This window comes from Amycolatopsis sp. NPDC041971 (genome assembly GCF_055588925.1).
Map to the genome: position 1 here is coordinate 383,618 of NZ_JBVJCE010000003.1, position 19,483 is coordinate 403,100.

The 19,483-nt window shown below is 66.3% G+C and carries 16 protein-coding genes, 1 tRNA gene and 1 pseudogene; 12 read left to right on the top strand and 6 right to left on the bottom strand.

Going from position 1 to position 19,483, the window contains the following annotated elements; all coding sequences use genetic code 11:
* The first annotated feature begins 143 nt into the window (after positions 1-143).
* Together ACZ6DT_RS10035 and ACZ6DT_RS10040 are read left to right on the top strand one after the other, a co-directional pair.
* Positions 144-1,853 carry a CoA transferase gene (locus tag ACZ6DT_RS10035; RefSeq protein ID WP_465591484.1) on the top strand — a complete coding sequence of 570 codons (1,710 nt, stop codon included), beginning with the start codon at positions 144-146 and terminating at the stop codon, positions 1,851-1,853.
* Between the two features lie 89 nt (positions 1,854-1,942).
* Entirely contained in the window at positions 1,943-3,166 is a 1,224-nt protein-coding gene (locus ACZ6DT_RS10040; protein ID WP_465591487.1) for an aminotransferase class V-fold PLP-dependent enzyme, read from the top strand.
* Positions 3,167-3,176: 10 nt separating this feature from the next.
* On the opposite strand, the gene ACZ6DT_RS10045 is transcribed toward ACZ6DT_RS10040, so the two are convergent.
* The 4 genes from ACZ6DT_RS10045 to ACZ6DT_RS10060 form a co-directional block, all read right to left on the bottom strand.
* A complete protein-coding gene (locus ACZ6DT_RS10045) occupies positions 3,177-3,668 on the bottom strand; it encodes a hypothetical protein (protein WP_465591488.1) in 492 nt (163 codons plus the stop codon).
* A 370-nt stretch (positions 3,669-4,038) separates the two neighbouring features.
* A complete protein-coding gene (locus ACZ6DT_RS10050; RefSeq protein ID WP_465591491.1) occupies positions 4,039-4,836 on the bottom strand; it encodes a hypothetical protein in 798 nt (265 codons plus the stop codon).
* Between the two features lie 164 nt (positions 4,837-5,000).
* Positions 5,001-6,440 carry a carboxylesterase/lipase family protein gene (locus ACZ6DT_RS10055; protein WP_465591493.1) on the bottom strand — a complete coding sequence of 480 codons (1,440 nt, stop codon included), beginning with the start codon at positions 6,438-6,440 and terminating at the stop codon, positions 5,001-5,003.
* A 25-nt stretch (positions 6,441-6,465) separates the two neighbouring features.
* Positions 6,466-7,371, bottom strand: coding sequence for an MBL fold metallo-hydrolase (locus ACZ6DT_RS10060; RefSeq protein ID WP_465591496.1), 906 nt, complete (start codon positions 7,369-7,371; stop codon positions 6,466-6,468).
* 129 nt (positions 7,372-7,500) lie between these two features.
* Between ACZ6DT_RS10060 and ACZ6DT_RS10065 the strand changes: the two genes are divergently transcribed.
* From ACZ6DT_RS10065 to ACZ6DT_RS10105, 9 genes are all read left to right on the top strand, one after another.
* The gene (locus ACZ6DT_RS10065) at positions 7,501-8,403 is read left to right on the top strand and encodes a helix-turn-helix transcriptional regulator (RefSeq protein ID WP_465591499.1); all 903 of its coding nucleotides are present in this window, start codon (positions 7,501-7,503) and stop codon (positions 8,401-8,403) included.
* A 413-nt stretch (positions 8,404-8,816) separates the two neighbouring features.
* Entirely contained in the window at positions 8,817-9,707 is an 891-nt protein-coding gene (locus tag ACZ6DT_RS10070) for a ParB/RepB/Spo0J family partition protein (protein ID WP_465591502.1), read from the top strand.
* A gap of 665 nt (positions 9,708-10,372) precedes the next feature.
* Complete coding sequence (locus ACZ6DT_RS10075; RefSeq protein WP_465591505.1) at positions 10,373-11,227, top strand: N-acyl homoserine lactonase family protein; 855 nt, start codon at positions 10,373-10,375, stop codon at positions 11,225-11,227.
* Positions 11,220-13,091: an FAD/NAD(P)-binding protein gene (locus ACZ6DT_RS10080; RefSeq protein ID WP_465591507.1), complete on the top strand. Its 1,872-nt coding sequence runs from the start codon at positions 11,220-11,222 to the stop codon at positions 13,089-13,091. Before ACZ6DT_RS10075 ends, ACZ6DT_RS10080 begins: the two co-directional genes overlap by 8 nt.
* Entirely contained in the window at positions 13,088-14,065 is a 978-nt protein-coding gene (locus ACZ6DT_RS10085; protein WP_465591510.1) for a class I SAM-dependent methyltransferase, read from the top strand. The genes ACZ6DT_RS10080 and ACZ6DT_RS10085 overlap by 4 nt, the downstream gene beginning before the upstream one ends.
* A gap of 54 nt (positions 14,066-14,119) precedes the next feature.
* Positions 14,120-14,512 carry a cupin domain-containing protein gene (locus ACZ6DT_RS10090; protein ID WP_465591513.1) on the top strand — a complete coding sequence of 131 codons (393 nt, stop codon included), beginning with the start codon at positions 14,120-14,122 and terminating at the stop codon, positions 14,510-14,512.
* A gap of 142 nt (positions 14,513-14,654) precedes the next feature.
* Positions 14,655-15,848: a YbfB/YjiJ family MFS transporter gene (locus tag ACZ6DT_RS10095; protein WP_465591852.1), complete on the top strand. Its 1,194-nt coding sequence runs from the start codon at positions 14,655-14,657 to the stop codon at positions 15,846-15,848.
* A 52-nt stretch (positions 15,849-15,900) separates the two neighbouring features.
* Positions 15,901-16,182 (top strand): hypothetical protein, encoded by a 282-nt coding sequence (locus ACZ6DT_RS10100; RefSeq protein ID WP_465591516.1) that lies wholly within the window; start codon positions 15,901-15,903, stop codon positions 16,180-16,182.
* 130 nt (positions 16,183-16,312) lie between these two features.
* On the top strand, positions 16,313-17,647 hold the full coding sequence (locus tag ACZ6DT_RS10105; protein ID WP_465591855.1) for a KamA family radical SAM protein: 1,335 nt from the start codon (positions 16,313-16,315) through the stop codon (positions 17,645-17,647).
* A 170-nt stretch (positions 17,648-17,817) separates the two neighbouring features.
* Here ACZ6DT_RS10105 and ACZ6DT_RS10110 read toward each other — a convergent pair.
* Together ACZ6DT_RS10110 and ACZ6DT_RS10115 are read right to left on the bottom strand one after the other, a co-directional pair.
* A tRNA-Arg gene (locus tag ACZ6DT_RS10110) sits at positions 17,818-17,890 on the bottom strand.
* A gap of 65 nt (positions 17,891-17,955) precedes the next feature.
* The gene (locus ACZ6DT_RS10115) at positions 17,956-18,285 is read right to left on the bottom strand and encodes a MarR family winged helix-turn-helix transcriptional regulator (RefSeq protein ID WP_465591858.1); all 330 of its coding nucleotides are present in this window, start codon (positions 18,283-18,285) and stop codon (positions 17,956-17,958) included.
* Here ACZ6DT_RS10115 and ACZ6DT_RS10120 point away from each other — a divergent pair.
* Positions 18,252-19,342, top strand: a pseudogene (locus ACZ6DT_RS10120) (epoxide hydrolase family protein). The gene ACZ6DT_RS10115 and the pseudogene ACZ6DT_RS10120 sit on opposite strands and share 34 nt — an antisense overlap.
* Positions 19,343-19,483 lie beyond the last annotated feature (141 nt).

A 19,483-nucleotide genomic window follows, 5' to 3' on the forward strand; every position in this document is an offset into this window, starting at 1 on the left:
GTCCCGGGCGAGCGCGGCCAGGATACGCAGCTCCCGCCCCCGCCCGCCCCCCCCCGCCCCTGTCCCCCCCCCGCAACCCCCCCCCAGGCCTTCGCCTTCGCCTTACCCTTTCCCGGAGGTTTGTCGTGTCCTGTTCAGCCCCCTTGAAAGGTTTCAGGGTCCACTGTGGTGGATCCGGCCCGGCCGTCGAGACCGCTCTCGAGCGGCTGCGGATGCTGGAGGCCGAAGTCGGTGCCGCGCGGCCCGGCGTCCTCAGCCTGAGCGGGCCGGGTGTCGCCGTCGAGGCAGCCTTGCGCGGGCCGTTCCCGGAGAACCTCGTGCAGGCGGACTGCGGGATCATGGCACTGCACGGACGGTCGGAGGCGCAGCCGCGGCCGCTGGGCGTCGACTACGTTTCGGTGCTCACGGGGATCGCCGCCATCCAGGGCGTGCTCGCCACGACCTTGGCTCAGCTACGCGGAAATCCGGTGTCCCGGGTCGAACTCGGCGCGGACGGTGTCGCCCTGCTCGCGGTCGGACAGTACATCGCCGCCGCCACCGCGGACGAAGATCCCGAGGGACCGGAGGGAACACCGTCGGCGGCACGGCCGCCGTTCGTTTCGGCCGACGGGGTGCCGTTCGAGGTCGAGGCCTTCAGCGGTGAGGCCTGGCAACGGTTCTGGGCCTCACTGGGAACGCCGGAGCGCGCGATCGGACAGGGCTGGCGGCCGTTCCTCCTCCGCTACGAACGTGCGTCGGTGTCGCTCCCGCGCGAGCTGCACGAGGCGGCCGAGGCCACCTCGTTCGAGGAGATCCGCTCGATCGCCGCCTCCACCGGAATGCACGTCTGTCCTGTTCGGACGGTCGCCGACCGGCGTGCCGATGCCGACGCGGGCTCGCCGCCGTGGTCCTTCCGCGCCGGGCGTGCGGCCCCGCCCGGATCCAGCGCCACCGCGGGTCTGCCGCTCGCCGGGATCCACGTCGTCGAATCGACGCGACGGGTGCAAGGTCCGCTGGCGACCCGGCTGCTGTCATTGCTCGGCGCGACCGTCACCCGGATCGAGCCGCCGGGCGGCGACCCCTTGCGAGGCATGCCGCCGATGGCGGGCGACTGTTCGGCGAAGTTCCGCGTGCTCAACGACGGCAAGAGCGTCGCCGAGATCGACTTCAAACAGGCGGAGGGCCGTGCCGAAGTCCTGGATCTGATCCGCGACGCCGACGTCTTCCTCCACAATTGGGCGCCCGGCAAGGACGTCGAGCTCGGCCTGGACGCGGTCGCCATGCACGCGGTGAACCCCGGACTGGTCTACGCGACCGCGTCCGGCTGGGGCGACGCGCTGGGGGAGGACCCGCCCGCGGGTACGGATTATATGGTCCAGGCCTATTCCGGGGTGGCCGACGCGCTGGCTCCCGTCGGCGCGCCTGCGCGTCCGACGTTGATGATCATGGTGGACGTCGCGGGCGGATTCGTTTCGGCGGAAGGGATCCTGGCCGCTCTGGTGGCGCGTCAGCGGTCCGGCCGGGGTGGCGAGGTCACGACTTCGTTGCTCGGTGCGGCCGACGCCCTGTTGCGTGAGCCGTCACCTGCCGCTGTCGACGGTGTCTTCGCCGCGGCCGACGGACTGCTCGCGATCGTGACCGAAGACGTCGAGGCACTGTGCTCTCTCCTGGACATTTCCCCGCCGACGCGGGAAGAACTGCCGGACGCGATCACCAAGGCGCTGGGCACGAGGCCGGTGGCGGAATGGGAACGAAGGCTGGGCGCGGTCGCGGTGCCCGTCCGGCGTGATCTCGGCACGCTCGTGTCGCGCCATCCCGGGCGGTTCGAGCGGAACGGGTGCGCGATCGCCACTTCACCGTGGGTCTTTTCTTGATCCGTGGCAGCACAGGAGATGTCCACCCAGTGAGAACGCTGCGACCATGAGGGGCGAACAGGTGGTCCGGTCGGCGGAGGAGCTTCGTGATGAGTGGGAACACGCTGGGCGTGCTGGGCTCCGACGTCAAGGTGGGGTTGGCTGACGGGACGAAGATCGCCTACGCCAACCTGGACTACGCGGCGAGCGCGCCGTGCCTGCGCGAGGTGGCCGACGTGGTGGGTGACCTGCTCCCGCTCTACGCGAGCGTGCACCGCGGTGCCGGCGCGCTTTCCCGGCTGTGCACGGAAAAATACGAGGCCGCCCGCGAATCCGTCACCAAGTTCCTCGGCTGCCGCCCCGGTGACGAGGTGGTGTTCACCCGCAACACCACCGACGCGCTGAACCTGCTGGCACACGCCGTTCCGCCGGACACCGTCGTCATCACGTTCGAAGGCGAACACCACGCGAACCTCTTGCCCTGGAACGAAGTCGTCCGGCTCCCGGCGCCTTCGTCGCCAAACGAGGCGGTCGCCGCCGCCGCGAACGCGCTCGCCGAGCAGGACGACGAAGGTCCGACGCTGCTGGCCGTCACCGGAGCGTCCAATGTGACCGGTGAGGTCTGGCCACTGGCCGAACTCGCCGCCACCGCCCACCGCTTCGGCGCCCGCGTCGCGGTGGACGCCGCGCAACTCGCGCCACACCGGCGGATCGACATCGCCGCGCTCGACCTCGACTACGTGGCTTTCTCCGGCCACAAGCTGTACGCCCCCTTCGGTACCGGCGTACTCGCGGGCCGGGCCGACTGGCTCGACCGCGCACGGCCGTACCTCTCGGGCGGCGGTGCCACCGCGCACGTCGGTGACGCACCCGGCGACGTCCGCTGGGCGTCCGGTGCCGCGCGCCATGAGGCGGGCTCTCCGAACGTCATCGGCGCCGTGGCTCTCGCCGCCGCTTGCGATGCCCTCGCCGCGGCGGACCTGGACACGGTCCGTGCCGACGAGGACGCCCTCATGACCCGCCTGTACGGCGGCCTGGCGGAGATCCCCGCGGTGCGGATACTGGGAGCCGTCGGCGGCTGGCCGGACAGACTGGGCATCGTCTCCTTCACCGTCGACGGCGTCGAGACGCGCACGGTGTCCACCCGCCTGGCCGCGGAGTTCGGCATCGGCGTGCGTGACGGCCTCTTCTGTGCCCACCCCTTCACCCGGCGACTGCTGGACGAAGCGGGCACCACCACGCCGACCGCGGTGCGCGCGAGCATCGGCATCGGCACGACGCCCGAACACATCGACCGGTTGATCACCGGAATCCGTGCCATCTCCGGGGCCTGAGTCGCGGGCGCTAGAGCTTGACCCTGATCAGGACTTCATCGAGGACGTCGGACGCCGATACGATCACGAAACCGAGACATCCCAGTGGGATTGCGTAGACCGCAACCTGGATGCCTTGGCGCAGCGAGCGAATCCCTCGAAAACCCACGAAGCCGATCACGACCGCCGTCGCCGGCAGCAGGACGCCCATGCCTGAGCGGCCGGACTGTCGAACAACGTCCGCGACCAGCAGGCCGACCACCATCGCGCTCGCCACTGTTCCGCGGTTATCGGTTCGCCCGATCGCGTTCGACAGGAAGCCGGCGAGCAGGCCGCAGACGATCGCCAAGGCGCACCACAGCACTGTCGTCGACACGTCGATCCGGTACGGCATCGCCGCATACTTGACGCCATAGACCAGGGCCTTGCCAAGATAGAAAGCAAGAACGGCCGCGAACAGCGCTCCCACCGCCCGAACCATCGCGCGCCGCCGAGGCGTACCGGCCGTCACGGCGACGACCAATACGATCCAGATGGTGGAAGCTGTGCGCCAACGGCGTCAGCGCGTCGCTGTAGTAGGCGTAGGCGCCCAAGGCACCAGATGCCACACCGGCCAGGATCGCGCCGAGACCGGCGATGTGGAAGTAGTCCGACAAGTTCTTTCGCGTCGCATCGTCCTCAGCTCAACCGGCACAGTCCCCCCAGTTACCGCATATAGCGACGACTCGCAGTCCTCGGCAAGCTGCGATGAACCGGCCACCATTCGTAGTCGCTTCTTCGGCAACATACCGTCTTGATCGAAACCACAGCGCCAGGTCGGAACGTTGTGCTTGGACAAGTCCGCATCGCCGCATCCGCCTTGCCGGCCGGTCGATGATCGACCTGTAGCGGGCCTATCGCCGGAACCAGCGCCGCCGCTTCACCGGGTTTTCCGCGGTGCCGGACGCCGGTAGCCCAAGCCTTCCGGTCAGGAAGAAGGTCCCGGTCACGATGTTGCCGCGTGCGGGTGGTCGATCGAGGTCGGCGGTCGCGATGGCGACGTCGAGTTCGATCGCGGCGATGGTGCGGACCCGGATCCGATGGAATGCCGCACCGGTAACGGTGTTCACGGGAGTCTCGGCCTCGAGGACCTCGCCGGCGAACAGCGCGTGGGCGGAAGGCGTCCAGTCGGGCGAGGGTTCCCCGAGCGCGAAAGTGCCGGAAGGGATGAAGTGGTCGGCGGCGAACTTCGGCCCGTCGTCGCCCTGCGAGGCGTAGTAGGCCTCGGCGTCGGCGTGCACGGTGACGTCTTCGGCCAGAGCGGCCAGCACCAGGGACCCGATCTCGAGCCGTCCGCCGGAAAGGGCGAGCACCGCTCGGTCTTCCAGCTCCACCGCGATGGGACAGACCGACTCCCCATCGACACCGTCGAGGAGTTCGAGCGTCGCGGTCTCGTCGTCGACGAGGCGAACGTCGCGCACCGGTACCGCGGGCGTCGCGCCGGCCAGACACGGCATGAGGAACTCGATCTCGCGGTCGCGGACCTGCGCGACCAGCCGGGAGCCCGAGGGATCGGTCCAAACATGCTCGCTGGTCTTCGCAGCGATCTGCCGGGCTTCGCCCATACTGATCAGGGAAACGACCCTCTCCCCGAACTCGTCCTGGTCGGTGACGCCGATCCCGATGGCCTCGAAGTGGCTGGACACGAGCATTCCCCCTGTTTCATCGTCCGCCGGAGACTACTGGCCAGGCCGGACAAGGTCATCCTGGTTTTACGTGGGGTACTGACCGAGCTTGAGCGAGAGACGCGGCGCAGGAACGAGGGGAGTCCGCTGACGGGAAGGGGACGACGACACGGGTGAAGTGGCCGACACGGTCAGCTGCCGAGAATCTCCGCCACGGGTCGTCGCGGGTCGTACGCGGCCCAGCCGGGGTCCCCGGTCCTGGCGAACGCGACCCAGGCACGGTGCATCCGGGTCGCGAGCCCGTCCGGGGCGGGGCCGGGGCCGAGCAGACCTGTGTCGCCGTGCAGCCAAGGCTTGTCGGCGAGGTCGAAGACGAAGGGCAGCTCGACGGTGTGGGTGGCGCCGAGTCGTCCGTTCAGGGCAGTCGAGCGATATCCGAACGAGTAGACGTGTGTGCGCCCGTCCGAGATCCGTGCGTGGGCTTGCGCCATGCGGGCCGTGCCGGCCCCGAACAGGGCCTCCCCGAGCACCGCGGAGCGCAGCTCGCCCGGTGTCGCGTTCGGCCGTGCCGCCCGGTGCGCGGCGACCTTGGCCTCCGGGTCCGCGGACACCCTGGTGGCGATGGCGAGCACGTCCGCCTTCGTGGAGGACTCCAGGTTCCCCTGCGGCACGACGTAGAGATGCCCCTCTTCGGTGTTGGTGCCGATCAGCAGGTCGACGTCGCGGGCCGGGCCGTGTGTGAGACCGTCGGCGGGCTGGACCGCGAGGACCAGGCTGAACGGGCTGAGGCCTGCCAGCGGGTCTGTGGCGGTGCTGGTGCGCAGGTCGAGCCCGGCCAGTGCGGGCAGGATCTCGAGGAACCGCTCGTCCGGGATCGCGGCGAAGGCGTCGGCGGTCGGTTCGACGCCCAGTGTGGCGGCCGCCGTGGTGGTGACCCGTCGCGCCTGTTCCGGGGTGAAGGCGCCGGTGCCGCTGCCGCTCTGGATGATCGCCCGCCGGAACAGCCCTTCGGCCTCCGGCGTCGCGAGTAGCGCTCCGACGAGGGTGGCGCCCGCGGACTGGCCGAAGATCGTGACGTTGTCCGGGTCGCCGCCGAACGCCGCGATCGTGGCGCGCACCCAGCCGAGCGCGGCGAGCACGTCGAGCAGCCCGCGGTTGGGCGGAGCGCCCTCCAGGTCGAGGAAACCGGGGATGCCGAGGCGGTAGTTCACCGTCACGAGGACGATGCCGTCGCGGGCGAACGCGCTGCCGTCGTAGAGCGCGGCGCGGGTCGAGCCGGTGACGAACCCACCGCCGTGCACGAAGACCAGGACGGGCCGGCTGCCGCTGTCGGCGGCAGGCGTGCGGACGTCGACGGTCAGGTACTCCTCGCCCCGGATCCAGCCCGGTCCGAAGTAGGGGGTCATGTCGAGCTCGCCGAAGTCGCGGACCGGTTGGGGTGCGGTGGGCGAGGGTCGTGTGCCGTCGCGGACGCCGGACCAGCCTGGACGCGGCGCGGGCGAGGTGAACCGGCGGGCACCGATCGGTGCTGCCGCGTAGGGGATGGCACGGTAGAACTCGCCGGAGTCGTCGCGGACGCCGCGGACGGCGCCCGCCGGGGTTTCGACGACCGGGTTCGCGTACTGGGTCACGGGAAACGCTTCCTTTCCAGGAGGATCAGGAGAGGCGGGCGAAGGCCGCCCACCGCTTGATCGCGAACTTCGACCCGTTGCGCTCGACCTCCGCGGCGCCCTGGCCGGGGAAGTGCGCGGGGAAGACGAGTGCGTTGTTCTCGGCGGCGTGGCCGAGCAGTTTGTGACGGGTGGTCCGGGACTCGGCCGGGTCCTCGCAGAAGCAGGAATTGGTCTCCGGCTCCACGATCTGCAGCGCGGTGTGTACCAGGTCCCCGACGAACAGGGCCCGGTCGCCGCCGGACTCCAGGGCGAGTACGGACGAGCCGGGGGTGTGCCCGGGAGCGAGATCGAGCCGCAGGTTCTTGTCGATCCGGTACGAGCCCTCCCACAGGTGTGCCAGCCCCGCCTGGTGGACCGGCGCGACGCTGTCCTCGAAGACGTTCTGGTTGCCGCGGCCGAGCACCGTCTCATGTTCGTTGGCCGGATCCCAGAACTCGAAGTCCCGTCGCGTCATCAGGTACGTCGCGTTCGGGAAGGTCGGCACCCAGGTACGGCCGTCGAGCCGGGTGTTCCAGCCGACGTGGTCGATGTGCAGGTGCGTGTTGACCACGATGTCGACGTCCTCGGGCCGCACCCCGGCGGCGGCGAGGTTGTCGAGGTAGCCGGTGTCGCGGCGGCTCCACACCTGCGCGTAGGGCCGGTCCTTGTGGTTGCCCACGCCGGTGTCGACGAGAATCGTGCGCCCCTCGCTGCGCAGCAGCCAGGACTGGATCGCCGAGTGGCACTCGTCGGTCTCCGGGTTCCAGAAATCGGGCGCCAGCCAGCCGTGGTGCTCGTCCCACGAGCCGTCGGGACCGTCCGGGAAGAACTGGCCCGGAGTCATCTCGACCGAGCCGTAAAACTCCTTGACGCGGGTGACGGTGACATCGCCCAGGGTGAGCTGATCCATGTGTCCTCTGTCCTTGGTTCGGTGAATGAGACCGAGCCTGGACACGCGGGCACGCACGAACCACTCCCGCGTTGTCCTACCCCGCACAGGGGGTGGCTGGGATCGGGCCGTGCCCCGGATACTGAGGGCATGGACGGACCTGGCCCACTCGGCGGCTTCTTGCAGGCCAGACGGGCGCTACTGCGACCGGAAGACGCCGGTCTGCGCGACCTCGGGCCCCGCAGGCGAGTGGCCGGGCTCCGCCGCGAGGAACTGGCCCAGCTGGCGGGCGTCAGCGTTTCGTACTACACGAGGTTGGAGCAGGGGCTGTCCCGCGGGGCCTCGGCCGAGGTACTCGAGGCGATCGCCCGCGCCCTGCGGCTCGACGACCACGAACGCGAGCATCTCACCCGGCTGGCCGGGGCCGCCCGCCGCACTCCCCGCCCGCGCCGCCCCCGGCCCGAGAAGCTCGCCGACGAGACGCGGGACCTCCTGCGCGCCGTGGACGGCGTCCCGGCGCTGGTGCTCGGCCGGCGTACGGACGTACTGGCATGGAACACCCTCGGGCACGCCCTGCTGGCCGGACACCTGGACTTCCGCGGCCCGGACAACCTGACCGGTCGGCCGAACATGAGCCGGATCCTGTTCCTGGACCCACACTGCCGGGAGCTCTACAAGGACTGGAAGCGCAAAGCCCGCGCGGTGGTCGGCAACCTGCGGAGCACCGTCGGCAGGCACCCGGAGGACCCACTGCTCGCGGAGCTGATCGGCGAATTGACCATGAAAAGCCCGGAGTTCGTCGCACTCTGGGGTGACCACCGCGTGGCACCCTGCGACGCCGCGTCCTACGAACTGCGCCATCCCGTCGTCGGCACGGTGACCGTGACACAGCAGACCCTGTCGATCGCCCGCTCACCGGACCAGGTGCTGATCGTCTGCACGACCCCCGCCGGCTCCCCCTCCGAGGAGGCCCTCGCACTACTCCGGCAGACGAGCGACGGCCAGGTGCCTCACGCGGACAAGGCCCGTGCTCCTTTGTGGACAGTCCGCTAGACGCGAACACCCGCCTATCATCATCCACGGTTACGTGCGCGGCCTGTTCAGCGCTCGTTCAGCTCACCTGCGACTTTCTCACGGTCGCGCTGAACAGGATTCGCGTGGTCGGAAGCGTGCGCCTGACAAGTCAGTACGCGAACCGTCAATCCGCTCGCCGAAACCGCGAAGGTGACTTCACGTGACGGCTGGGACGGGCGGTGCTGCGGGAATGGCATCGCAGCCCGGGCGGCCGCAGCCGCGCTGGACGTTCGTCCTGTTTCTGGTGGCGGGGTAGCCGTTGGACTCGCGGGGATCCCCCGGCTTGCCTGGATGACCGATTGCCAACCAGGGATCCTGTCTGCGACAGTGGTAACTCCGTCGGAGGTGAACGACTCGGGCATCTTGGGGTGGGGGAAACGGTGTCAGATTCAGTGTCGCTGGATGCGTTGATACTTGCCGACTCACCGCGGCTTGACGGGGAGGACCCGAAGCACGTCGAATCGCTCGCCGGGGCGGATGCACATCTGCCGCCGGTTCTCGTGCATCGGTCCACCATGCGGGTGATCGATGGGACACATCGAATCCTCGCTGCCCACCTGCGTGGAGATTCGGAAATCTCGGTCACCTACTTCGACGGTACGGATTTCGAAGCGTTCGTGCAGTCCGTACAGTCGAATGTGCGGCATGGTCTCCCGCTTACCCGAGCAGATCGCGAGGCGGCGGTCTTGCGGATACTGGAGTCGCGAGCAGCCTGGTCGGATCGGGCTATCGCCGAGGTGACGGGGTTGAGCGCGCCGACGGTGGGGGCGATCCGCAGCCGTGCGACTGACAATTCCTGTCAGTCGCAAGCACGGATCGGCAAAGACGGCAGGATACGGCCGCTGACCACCGCGGAAGGACGACGAGCGGCCGCCAAGATCATCGCCGAACGACCAGATGCCCCGTTACGCGAGATCGCGAGCACGGCCGGAATCTCGACGGGGACGGCCCGCGATGTCCGCGATCGGCTGCGACGCGGTGACGATCCTGTGCCGATGAAGTATTCGAAGAACAAGATCCTCCCGGAGCCGCCTCGGCAGGACCCGGTCGGCCCGGACCTGCAGGGCCTGCGCAAGGATCCTTCATTGCGGTTCAATGCCGTCGCGCGGACCTTGCTTCAATGGCTCAGTATCTGTGACATCAATGATGACCAGCGACACAATCTCATTCAGTGTGTCCCTGAATACCGCCGCGATAACTTCGCCGAACTCGCCTTGGTGTGTGCCGAACGTTGGAGAAATCTCGCCAAGGAACTGAGGCAGCCGAATCGTAATACCGGATAGCGCCGCTTCGATATTGTGAAGAGGCGGCACGTTCAACGGCTGGGCGGCGGTTAAGATCTTGTCGAAAAGATCGTTTTCGACGGCCCGGCCGCTTGTGGTGAAATACCTGGCGGCCAACGGTCACCTCAGATCGATGGTGGAGGCATCCACGGGCCGCGAGGGCCGGGGGTTGGTGTCACGGTGGTCCCGTTGTCACCAGGGGTGTCTCGGAAGGTAGTGAAGGCCTCCAGGGACCGGTGAGCGCTTCCTCGTCCGGTGATCATGTCGCCCGACCTCACGACACCTTTGCCTTACCCCTCAATAACACCTCACAAGACCGATCGGCCTGCTCATCGACAACGCGGGTTCGATTCCGGAAGTGTGCCGCAGCCGGCGGTGCCGGTGGCGAGGATTTCGCCGATGTCGAGGCGGAAGACGGTGGCTCCGATTGTAGTCCGCAATGGACTGACCCGTAGCGCAGCCGTAGTTGGTCCATTTGCTGAGTCAACGCAACCTATTGTCGCGGGTGTTTGATACCTGCTACGTTCTATAGCTATGATCTTCCTGGGTCTACCGATAGTCACAACCATACCTGTTGCGTCTTCCGGTCTCTCGCTTGCGCGATTCTGTACCACCGTCGGCGACCATTTCCCCGCGGGCATCATTTCTTTCCTGGCGGCTCGGCGATGACCCCGAGTGGTTCCGATTCACCCGTCTACGAGGTCTTCGCCCTGCGCTACGCCTCCCACTATGGCCGCAGGAGCGCCGACAACTTTCTCGGCGAAGATCCGCTCCATGTGCCGGAAATGCCGCTTGACTTCTTCGTCTGGCTCATTCGCGGGCAAGGGCGCGCTGTGCTGGTCGATACCGGTTTCACGCCTGAAACCGCTGTCCGGCGTGGTCGGCACTACCACTCGCATCCGCTCGAGCTTCTGGAGCGTTTGGGTGTCACCGCCAAGGACATCGACGACGTGATCGTGACCCACATGCATTATGACCACGCGGGAAACATCGCCGAATTTCCTAACGCGCAAATTCATCTGCAAACCGCCGAGATGCAATATTGCACAGGGCGTAGCATGCGGCATTCGCAATTGCGAAAGAACTACGAGGCCGTCGACGTGGCTGCCGCCGTGCAAAGTCTGTACGAGGGCCGGCTGCACTTTATCGATGGTGACGAGGAGATCGCGCCAGGCATCTCTGTGCACCTGTGTGGTGGTCATACGAAAGGTCTTCAGTTCGTCACCGTCACCACGGCGCGCGGGGAGCTCATACTCGCCAGCGATGCCGTGCACTATTACGAAAATATTCGTCGAGGAATCCCTTTCCCGAGCTTTGTCGATTTCGCGGAGTATCTCGACGGTTACGAGCGTATCGCGGCGCGGGCCAAAGACCTCGGTCACATCATCCCGGGACACGATCCGTTGGTCCTGGGCGCATTTCCCCCCTCTCAGGTCAGTCCGGACATCGCGATGGTGCACTCCAACCCGGTCACACGTCTGGCATTCGAAGATTCGCGTGCGGGCACGGCCGATGTCTAGCTTCCGGCTCGCCATCATTGGCGGCGGCCCCCGGGCGCTGACCATCCTCGAGCGGCTTCTGGAGCACAGGAAACGGCTACCCCCCCACGTAAGCCTCGATGTGTCGGTGATCGATCCCGGAAACCTCGGTGAGGGAAGTCATCCCACGGACCAGCCCAGCCACCTTCTGATCAACACCCTCGCGTCCCAGGTCACGATGCGCCCGCCGCTGAGTTCCGTCGGAGGTGAGAGCACGCCATCGGTGCTCGACTGGGCAGCTGAACAGCGCTATCGCCGGCATTCGGGCGGAGCCTGTGCTTCTGACACGAGTGAAGAGCAACCAGTGACGGAGCGAAGCCACCTCCCTCGCGTCCTCCTTGGCGAATACCTGGTCGCCTTCGGTCGTGAGGTCATCTCGGCGCTGCCTCTTTCCATCCGTGTCCGGCACGTGCGCGCACGTGCCATCGATGTGCGGTTCGAGAACGATGGGTACGCGATCGAGCTCGACAATGGGCAGACAGTCTTCGCGCGCTATGCCGTGCTTGCCATGGGGCACGGTCAACGTGCGCAGACAGATGAGGATCGGCGGCTAGTCGCCTTCGCAAAGGATAAAGCAGCCGCGAACCCGCATCTCACCTACTTTGCGTCTCCCTATCCGATCAGCAAGCTGGACGCGATCACAAGCCACGCGCGGGTGGCGGTCCAGGGCCTCGGTCTTACCGCTCACGACGTGGTTTCGGCGCTTACCCTTGGTCGTGGTGGCATGTATCGGACCGAGCAGGGCAAGTTGGTGTATAAAGCCTCTGGACGTGAGCCACGACTCTGGCTCTGCTCTCGTCAGGCACTGCCTTTCGCGGCCCGCGGTGTCAACCAGAAGGGGCGGACCGGACGCCACATCTGCCGGTTTTTCACGCCCCAGGCCGTCGCTCGACTTCGCGCCCGCGCCATGACGCTGGGCGACGCGCGGATCGATTTCAGCGCTGATCTTCTACCGCTACTGATTACTGAAATGGCCTATGCCCATCGGGCCGCGGAATGTGCCGAGCAAGTCGACGCGACCGGCTTCACGCCGACGCCGGAGGAAATTCGCCTGATCCGGCGGATCCTCTGGCCGCTGGAAGACGAGTACTTCAGCTCGCAGGTAGAGTTCCGCCGATGGTTCCTGGCGTTCATGACCAACGATCTCGGCGAAGCGTATCGTGGTAACCGCACAAGCGGCGTCAAGGCCGCGACGGACGTCTTGCGGGATGCCCGCGAGGCGTTCCGCGCAGCGGTGGAGTACGGCGGCTTGACACCAGCCTCACATCGCTATTTCGTCGAGCAATTCGACCCGATCGTGAACCGGGTCTCCTTTGGCCCTCCGCTGCGCCGTAATGAAGAATGGCTGGCTCTGTTCGAAGCTGGACTCCTCGATGTCGCCGGTGGCGCCACCGGCAGGATCGAGACGCCCGATGATGAGCGCAGCTACCGGATTTCGCTGGATTACCCCGACGGTCCAGTACATATCGCCGTCGACGTGGTGATTTCTGCAAGGCTCGACAAGTACTCGCCCCGTACTGACTCTTCTCCTCTGTCGGCGAACCTTTCGCGGCGCGGTCTGGTCAGGCCGTACATGAACGGGGAGTACCACCCGTCCGGGATCGACATCGACGAGAACCTACGTGTAAAAAAGGCTGACGGTCGAGTTCACTCCAGGCTGTGGGCCGTCGGGTTCGTGGTCGAAGGGCCGCACTTCTATACACATGCCTTGCCGCGTCCGGGAATCGCGTCGAGGCAGACTGTCGATGCCGAACGGATCGTACTCGGTATTTTCGACGATATCGCCACAGTTGGCACTACGCGCTCAACGGCTACGCCTGATGTTCGTTCGGAGGCAGTCCGATGATCGGAAACTACATATCTGATCTCACCTTTCAGGGGTATCTACAGGAGATTCGCGAAAAGTACCCCAGTCTCTACGAGCTGCTCGACCCGGGGCGTATCGAGACCGATGTGATCGAGGACTACCTGAAGGAACTGAACACGTCGTCCTGGGAGTTCGAAGACCAGGGAACGGGAGGCCGCGGGCTGGCTTGGAGTCAAGCGCAGAACAGCGCGAACAGCCGGCGAGCCGGCATGACGAGCCTCCTGAAGCGCTTCTCTCCGGTTTCTCGCGAAATCCCCGGTTCCGCCCTTCGAATACTTGACGTCCTTGGCGGCAGTGGCACCATCGCGCGGTTGTCGGCTACCCTGGGAAACGATTTTCCTACTGTATTCACGGCTGATATCTCGAACCTGATGATAAGCTCTTGTCGCGCACAAGGCCTGCCCTATATCCGCCAATCCGCGACCAGAAGCCTGTTTCGAGACGACTCATTGGATGGCGTTCTCATCGGCTATGGCACGCAACTTCTGAGCCCACCTGACCGGCGGCTGGCCGTTTTGGAAGCATACCGCACGCTCAAGCCCGGATCCCGGCTTGTGCTGCACGCGTTCGAGGCCGGCCAAGGTGCCGCGAGGTTCTTCGACGATGTTGTGCATCCGTATTCGCGCACGGGTCACCCTCATGAACACCTCACTCGCGCAGAGATCCGCGGTCTCTTCGCCGACGCCGGCTTTGGCGATCTAACAATGTGTGATATGCATGATCCGCTTGTGTTGGAGGGGCAGACGGCCGAGGAGGCAAAACGCAACGCACTCATGCATTTATACGACGCATATGACCTCTGCAAAATCCCAGGCTCAAGGCAAGACGTCGAGGCGAGGCTCGAAGCTCTCGTCGAGGAGACGCTCGGACCGATCTCGGTTCGACGCGAGCAAGAGCACTACATCGCGGAAGTCCCGCGCACCGCACTGGTGGCGATCGGCTTCAAGATGTAGTGACGGCGTAGTGACTGGCAAGAGGATGTAGGCAACCGCTCTAGGAGGAGTAGCATGCGAGACGTCGAGGCATCCAACGAACCGACCGTCGGGACATCAGCCGGTGCTGTACATGTCCAGGGAAATATCAAGCGGACGCTTTTGCAGAGGACCGAGTTTCCCGATGGATACCTCATCAACACGAGCATCATCGAGGTCCCGGCCGGCACGAGTGCGTCTCCGCACACCCATCCCGGTATCGAGACCGGCTACGTGATCGGTGGCGAGTTCTACCTGTGCGTCGAAGGTCAGCCTGACCAGCATCACGTGATCGGCAGTTCCTATACGGTTCCCGCTGACGCCGTGCATTACGCGAGGGTGCCCGGACCTGATCCGTTGAAGGTGCTGTGCGTCTTCGTCGTGAACGACACCAAGCCCCTCGCCACGGTGGAAAGGGCCGCTCCGTAACGGATGCCAGCCAGTCCGGCGAGCGGCGATGTTCGTCGAGCTTGCGGAGTCAAGCTTAGTGGTGTTCCTTCAAAACCGTGTCTTGAGGTAATTGGCAGTGACAGCAGATTCACCCCCGAAAGCTGATGACGGTCGGAAGCGAATGTGGCGGGAGGTCATCACGGCGCTGGGGTTGTCCGGGGGTGCGGCGGTCGCGTTAGGGCTCTCCCGGTTTTCTTACGGCTTGCTGCTGCCGCCGATGCGCGCGGATCTGGGATGGACGTATGTCGAGGCCGGCGCGATGAATACCGCGAACGGCGCAGGTTACGTTGTAGGCGCACTTGTAGCGGCATGGGTGGCCTATCGCTGGGGTATGGCGCGTACGTTTCTCCTGGGTTTCTCCGTAAGTGTCGTGATTCTACTGGTCACCGCCACCACCACCGATGTGTTCGCCCTCATTGCTTTGCGGACCATCGGAGGCGGTTCGACGGCTCTTACCTTCATCCTGGGCGCCGGACTGGCATCCGCAATCTGCCCGGCGCAGAATCCGCGTCGACGCGGCACCCTTGTCGGTCTCTATGTCGCAGGCGTCGGGGTCGGCATTCTCGTGGCCGGTGTGGCCATTCCGATCGTTCTGGACAGTGGTGCGCAGCAGTGGCCGGCGGGGTGGATTGTTCTCGGCCTCATCGGCGCCACGTGCCTGCCGGCGGCTTGGTGGGCCGCCCGTAGTGTGCGAGAGCCGACGGGCGGCCGCATCGCTTTGTTGGGACGTCGGGAATTCCGCCAGATCGCGCCCACATTCATCGGGTACGGGCTGTTCGGAGCCGGCTATGTCGGCTACATGACGTTCATCATCGCGCTGTTGCAAGAGCAGGGGCGCAGCAGCGGGCAGGTGATTTGGTTCTGGTCCGTATTGGGACTCGTGTCGGCCGTAGCGACCTTGCTGTGGGGAAAGCTGCTTGGAGCTATTCGGGAGTCTCGGGGGCCGTCCATGGTGTTCGCGACGGTCATGCTGGGCACGTTGCCTGTTCTTGTCTTTCCCGCGAGTCCGGCGGCGATGTTCCTGTCCGCGATCCTTTTCGGGGGCAGCTTCTTGGCAGGTCCGACCGCGATCACCATCGTGGCGCAGCGGCAACTGCCAGTCTCGTCGTGGACGGCGGCCATCGCGTTGTTGACCGTCGCGTTCGCGTTAGGGCAGGCCGTCTCCCCGGTTTTGGCGGGGGCGATTTCCGACGCCACGGGAAACATCTCCGCCGGCTTCTGGGTGTCGCCGGTATTGCTGGCGGCCGCCGCAGGTGTGAACCTGCTGCAGCGTACGGCCGCTGATCAGATGAGGCCGATCGTACGACGGAGATAACGGCCGGCCCATATGAGCTGGATGCCGCCGAGGCTGGGTTGTGTCGCGTGTGGTGGCAGCCGATGAGCTGATGGAGGAGGTGCTGACCGCGGCCGACGCCCTTTGCGGCCTGGGCATGCTTGCCGAAGAATGCGTGAACCAGCGCGAAGGTATGGACGCCTTCCTCGTCAAACGCACACCACAGTTCAAGCACCGCTGGTACCGCGGCCGTGCGGAGTCCTCCACGGTCATTTCCGGTTCTTCCGCGGATGCCTTTCCGGCGGACCGCGGTGCGGCGAGTATCACGCTGGCTTTCTTGACGCTCATTTCTCGAGGAGGAACACGACGACCATGAACGCTGAGAAGCGAAGACGCCCTCACTGCGCCGACTCGCTGGCCCTGCCCCCCGTGGCGCGGGGGCTGTCCAGGATTGAAGAGGGCTTCGCGGCCTTCGTCAGCGGAGTGAAGGTGCGCACGTGACCCTGATGAATACCGCCCAGACAACCTCCACCAGCCGCGGATTCCGTGCCTTCACCGCGAGGCACCTGGACCAGCTGACCGTCCGCGCGGGGTTGCCGCCCGCCGAGCGGCTGGCGGTGCGAGCCGTGGCGGAAGTGTTGCCGTTCCGGACCAACAACTACGTGGTCGATGAGCTGATCGACTGGTCATCGGCCCCTGACGACCCGATCTACCGGCTGATGTTCCCGCAGAAGGACATGCTGCCGGAGGAGGACGTCGACCACATCGCCGGCCTGCTGCGATGTGCCGCGCCGCGACACGAGGTCCAGCAGGCTGCCCATCGGGTGCGGATGCGGCTCAACCCGCACCCGGCGGGTCAGGTGCAGCTCAACAGGCCGGTTTTGGACGGACACGTGTTGGAGGGTATGCAACACAAGTACCGCGAGACGGTTCTGTTCTTCCCCCGCCAGGGGCAGACCTGCCACGCCTATTGCAGTTACTGCTTTCGTTGGCCGCAGTTCGTCGGTGAACCCGGTTTGCGGATCGCGGCCGACGGTGGCGTCCAGGCACTCGTCGACTACCTGCTCGCACACCCCGAGGTCACCAATGTGCTGATCACGGGTGGCGACGCGATGATCATGAGCGCGTCGGTGCTGCGGGAGTATGTGGAACCCCTGCTCGCGCTCGGACAGATCGAGTCCATCAGGGTCGGTACCAAGGCCCTGGCGTTCTGGCCGCGCAAGTTCGTGACCGACCCGGACGCCGCGGACCTGCTCGCGCTTTTCGAGCAGGTCGTCCGCTCGGGCAAGAACCTGGCCCTGATGGCCCACTTCTCCCATCCGCGAGAGCTCGAAACCCCGATCGCCGAGCAGGCGGTCGCCAGGATCCGGAGCACCGGGGCCCTCATCCGCACCCAGGCACCGCTGATCCGTTCCATCAACGATTCGCGGGAGGTGTGGGAATCGATGTGGCGTCGGCAGGTGCGCCTGGGCATGGTCCCGTACTACATGTTCGTGGAGCGTGACACCGGTCCTGCGGACTACTTCTCGGTGCCGCTCGCACGCGCGTACGAGATATTCCGCGGCGCCTATGCCGCGGTCTCCGGCCTGGCACGGACCGTGCGGGGACCCTCCATGTCGACCACGGCGGGCAAGGTCTGCGTGGACGGGGTGGCCGAGCTGGCGGGCCGTAAGGTCTTCGCCCTGCACTTGATCCAGGCCCGCGATCCCGACCTGGTCGGCAGGCCCTTCTACGCCGAATACGACCCCGCCGCGGCCTGGCTGAGCGATCTCAAACCCGCCTTCGGCGACCGGTTCCCCTTCGAGGCAAGCCCCGGTCCCGAAACGTCCGTTCGCCGATAGCCGCAGTGCGCGATAGCGGGTGACCTCGACCATGCCGGGACGGTTGCTTCAGTAAGGGTTCAAGGTCGAGGATGATCTCGAGGCAGGGGTCGCGCGGAGGTTGATCGACACAGACCGACGAACCAGACCGAATGGCCCGGATTCGAATAATTCGGATCCGGGCTCGATTGTGCCCTCGGCAGGATTCGAACCTGCGACACCTGCCTCCGGAGGGCAGTGCTCTATCCCCTGAGCTACGAGGGCGTTGCCGCCTGAGCGACGTTGGAAGCTTAGCGCATGTCTCCTGGGGCTCTCGCGAGTGGTGCTCGTTAACCGTTGTGGTGCTCGACGAGGCGGCCGAGCAGTCCGGTCAGCTGTTCGCGTTCGGCGGGCTCCAGCGGTCCGAGGAACCGGTCCCGGGTGTCCCTGACCAGGTCTTCCAGCTGGTCCAGGCGCCGGATGCCGGGCTCGGTGAGGCTGATCAGGTTGCGGCTGCCGTCGGCCGGGTCGGGGGCGCGGTCGACGTGGCCCGCGGCGGCGAGTTCGTTGACGACGGCGACGACGTCGCGGCGGTCGATGCCGGTGCAGCGGCTCAAGGCGGCCTGGTCGATCAGCGGGAGGACGCGTGATCGAAACGTTCGAGGTGACGATCCCCAAATCCGCCATCGCCGATCCGCGCACCCGGCTGCGCGCCACGCGTGGCCGAACCCGGCCACTGTGGACGGTTGGGAACAAGGGGGGAGCTGTGCCGGTACTGGGCGGAGGACTACGACTTCGGTTTGGCCGGCCGTGTCAACGCTTTCCCGGTGTCCAAGACCACTGTGGACGGTCTCGGCATCCATTTCCTGCACGTGCGCTCGACGGAGCCGGACGCGACGCCGCTCGTGCTCACGCACGGCTGGCCGGGTTCGGTGGTCGAGTTCCTCGACGTGCTCGGCCCGCTGACCGATCCCGCCGCGCACGGGGGTGATCCGGCGGACGCCTTCCATGTCGTGGAGCCGTCGCTGCCGGGGTTCGGCTGGAGTGACAAGCCGTCGTCGACCGGTTGGAACGTCGAGCGCGTCGCCCGGGCCTGGGACGAGCTGATGGGACGGCTCGGCTACGGGCGTTACGCCGCGCAGGGGGCGACTGGGGTGCCGGGGTGACGAACATGCTCGCCAACGTCGCGCCGGAGCGGCTGATCGGTGTCCACGTGAACATGGCGGCGTCCCGTACGACGAGACAGAGCTGGGTGAGCCGACGGCGGAGGAGAAGGCGGCGATCGGCGATCTCGCACGGTTCCGCGCGGTCGGGTCCGCGTACTCGCGGCAGCAGGCCACGCGGCCGCAGGCGGTCGGCTACGGCTGACCGACTCGCCGGCGGCTTGGATCGCGGAGAAGTTCCGGGAGTGGACCGACAACGACGGCTCGCCGGACCGCGCTGTCCTGACGGCAGCTGCTCGACGCGATCTCCGTCTACTGGTTCACCGGCACGGCGACCTCGTCGGCGCGGATCTACTGGGACAGCAAGGAGCGGGACCTCGCCGCCGTTGAGGTTCCTTCGGGTATCTCGATCTTCCCGCGGGAGATCATCCGGCCGTCCCGGCGCCGGGCGGAGCTGCGCTACACCGATCTTCGCTGGTACGAGGTGCTGGCCAAGGGCGGTCACTTCGCCGCGTTCGAGCAACCCGAGGCCTTCGTCGGCCAGCTGCGGGGATTCTTCCGGTCACTTCGGTAGCGGTGCGTGTCGGTTCCAGGTTTCGGGAAGGCCCTCATGGGGGATGGTTTCCAGGGGTGGCTTAAGACATCGTGAACTTAGGCTCACCTGTATTGCACATATGCGCATGTGACAATATATTCGGCCTGTCGACTTCACGAG

Excerpts from the sequence above, each read along its gene's own strand:
- ACZ6DT_RS10040 (WP_465591487.1), top strand. The coding sequence starts at position 1,943 with ATGAGTGGGAACACGCTGGGCGTGCTGGGCTCCGACGTCAAGGTGGGG.
- ACZ6DT_RS10050 (WP_465591491.1), bottom strand. The coding sequence starts at position 4,836 with ATGCTCGTGTCCAGCCACTTCGAGGCCATCGGGATCGGCGTCACCGAC.
- ACZ6DT_RS10060 (WP_465591496.1), bottom strand. The coding sequence starts at position 7,371 with ATGGATCAGCTCACCCTGGGCGATGTCACCGTCACCCGCGTCAAGGAG.
- ACZ6DT_RS10065 (WP_465591499.1), top strand. The coding sequence starts at position 7,501 with ATGGACGGACCTGGCCCACTCGGCGGCTTCTTGCAGGCCAGACGGGCG.
- ACZ6DT_RS10075 (WP_465591505.1), top strand. The coding sequence starts at position 10,373 with ATGACCCCGAGTGGTTCCGATTCACCCGTCTACGAGGTCTTCGCCCTG.
- ACZ6DT_RS10080 (WP_465591507.1), top strand. The coding sequence starts at position 11,220 with ATGTCTAGCTTCCGGCTCGCCATCATTGGCGGCGGCCCCCGGGCGCTG.
- ACZ6DT_RS10085 (WP_465591510.1), top strand. The coding sequence starts at position 13,088 with ATGATCGGAAACTACATATCTGATCTCACCTTTCAGGGGTATCTACAG.
- ACZ6DT_RS10090 (WP_465591513.1), top strand. The coding sequence starts at position 14,120 with ATGCGAGACGTCGAGGCATCCAACGAACCGACCGTCGGGACATCAGCC.
- ACZ6DT_RS10095 (WP_465591852.1), top strand. The coding sequence starts at position 14,655 with ATGTGGCGGGAGGTCATCACGGCGCTGGGGTTGTCCGGGGGTGCGGCG.
- ACZ6DT_RS10105 (WP_465591855.1), top strand. The coding sequence starts at position 16,313 with ATGAATACCGCCCAGACAACCTCCACCAGCCGCGGATTCCGTGCCTTC.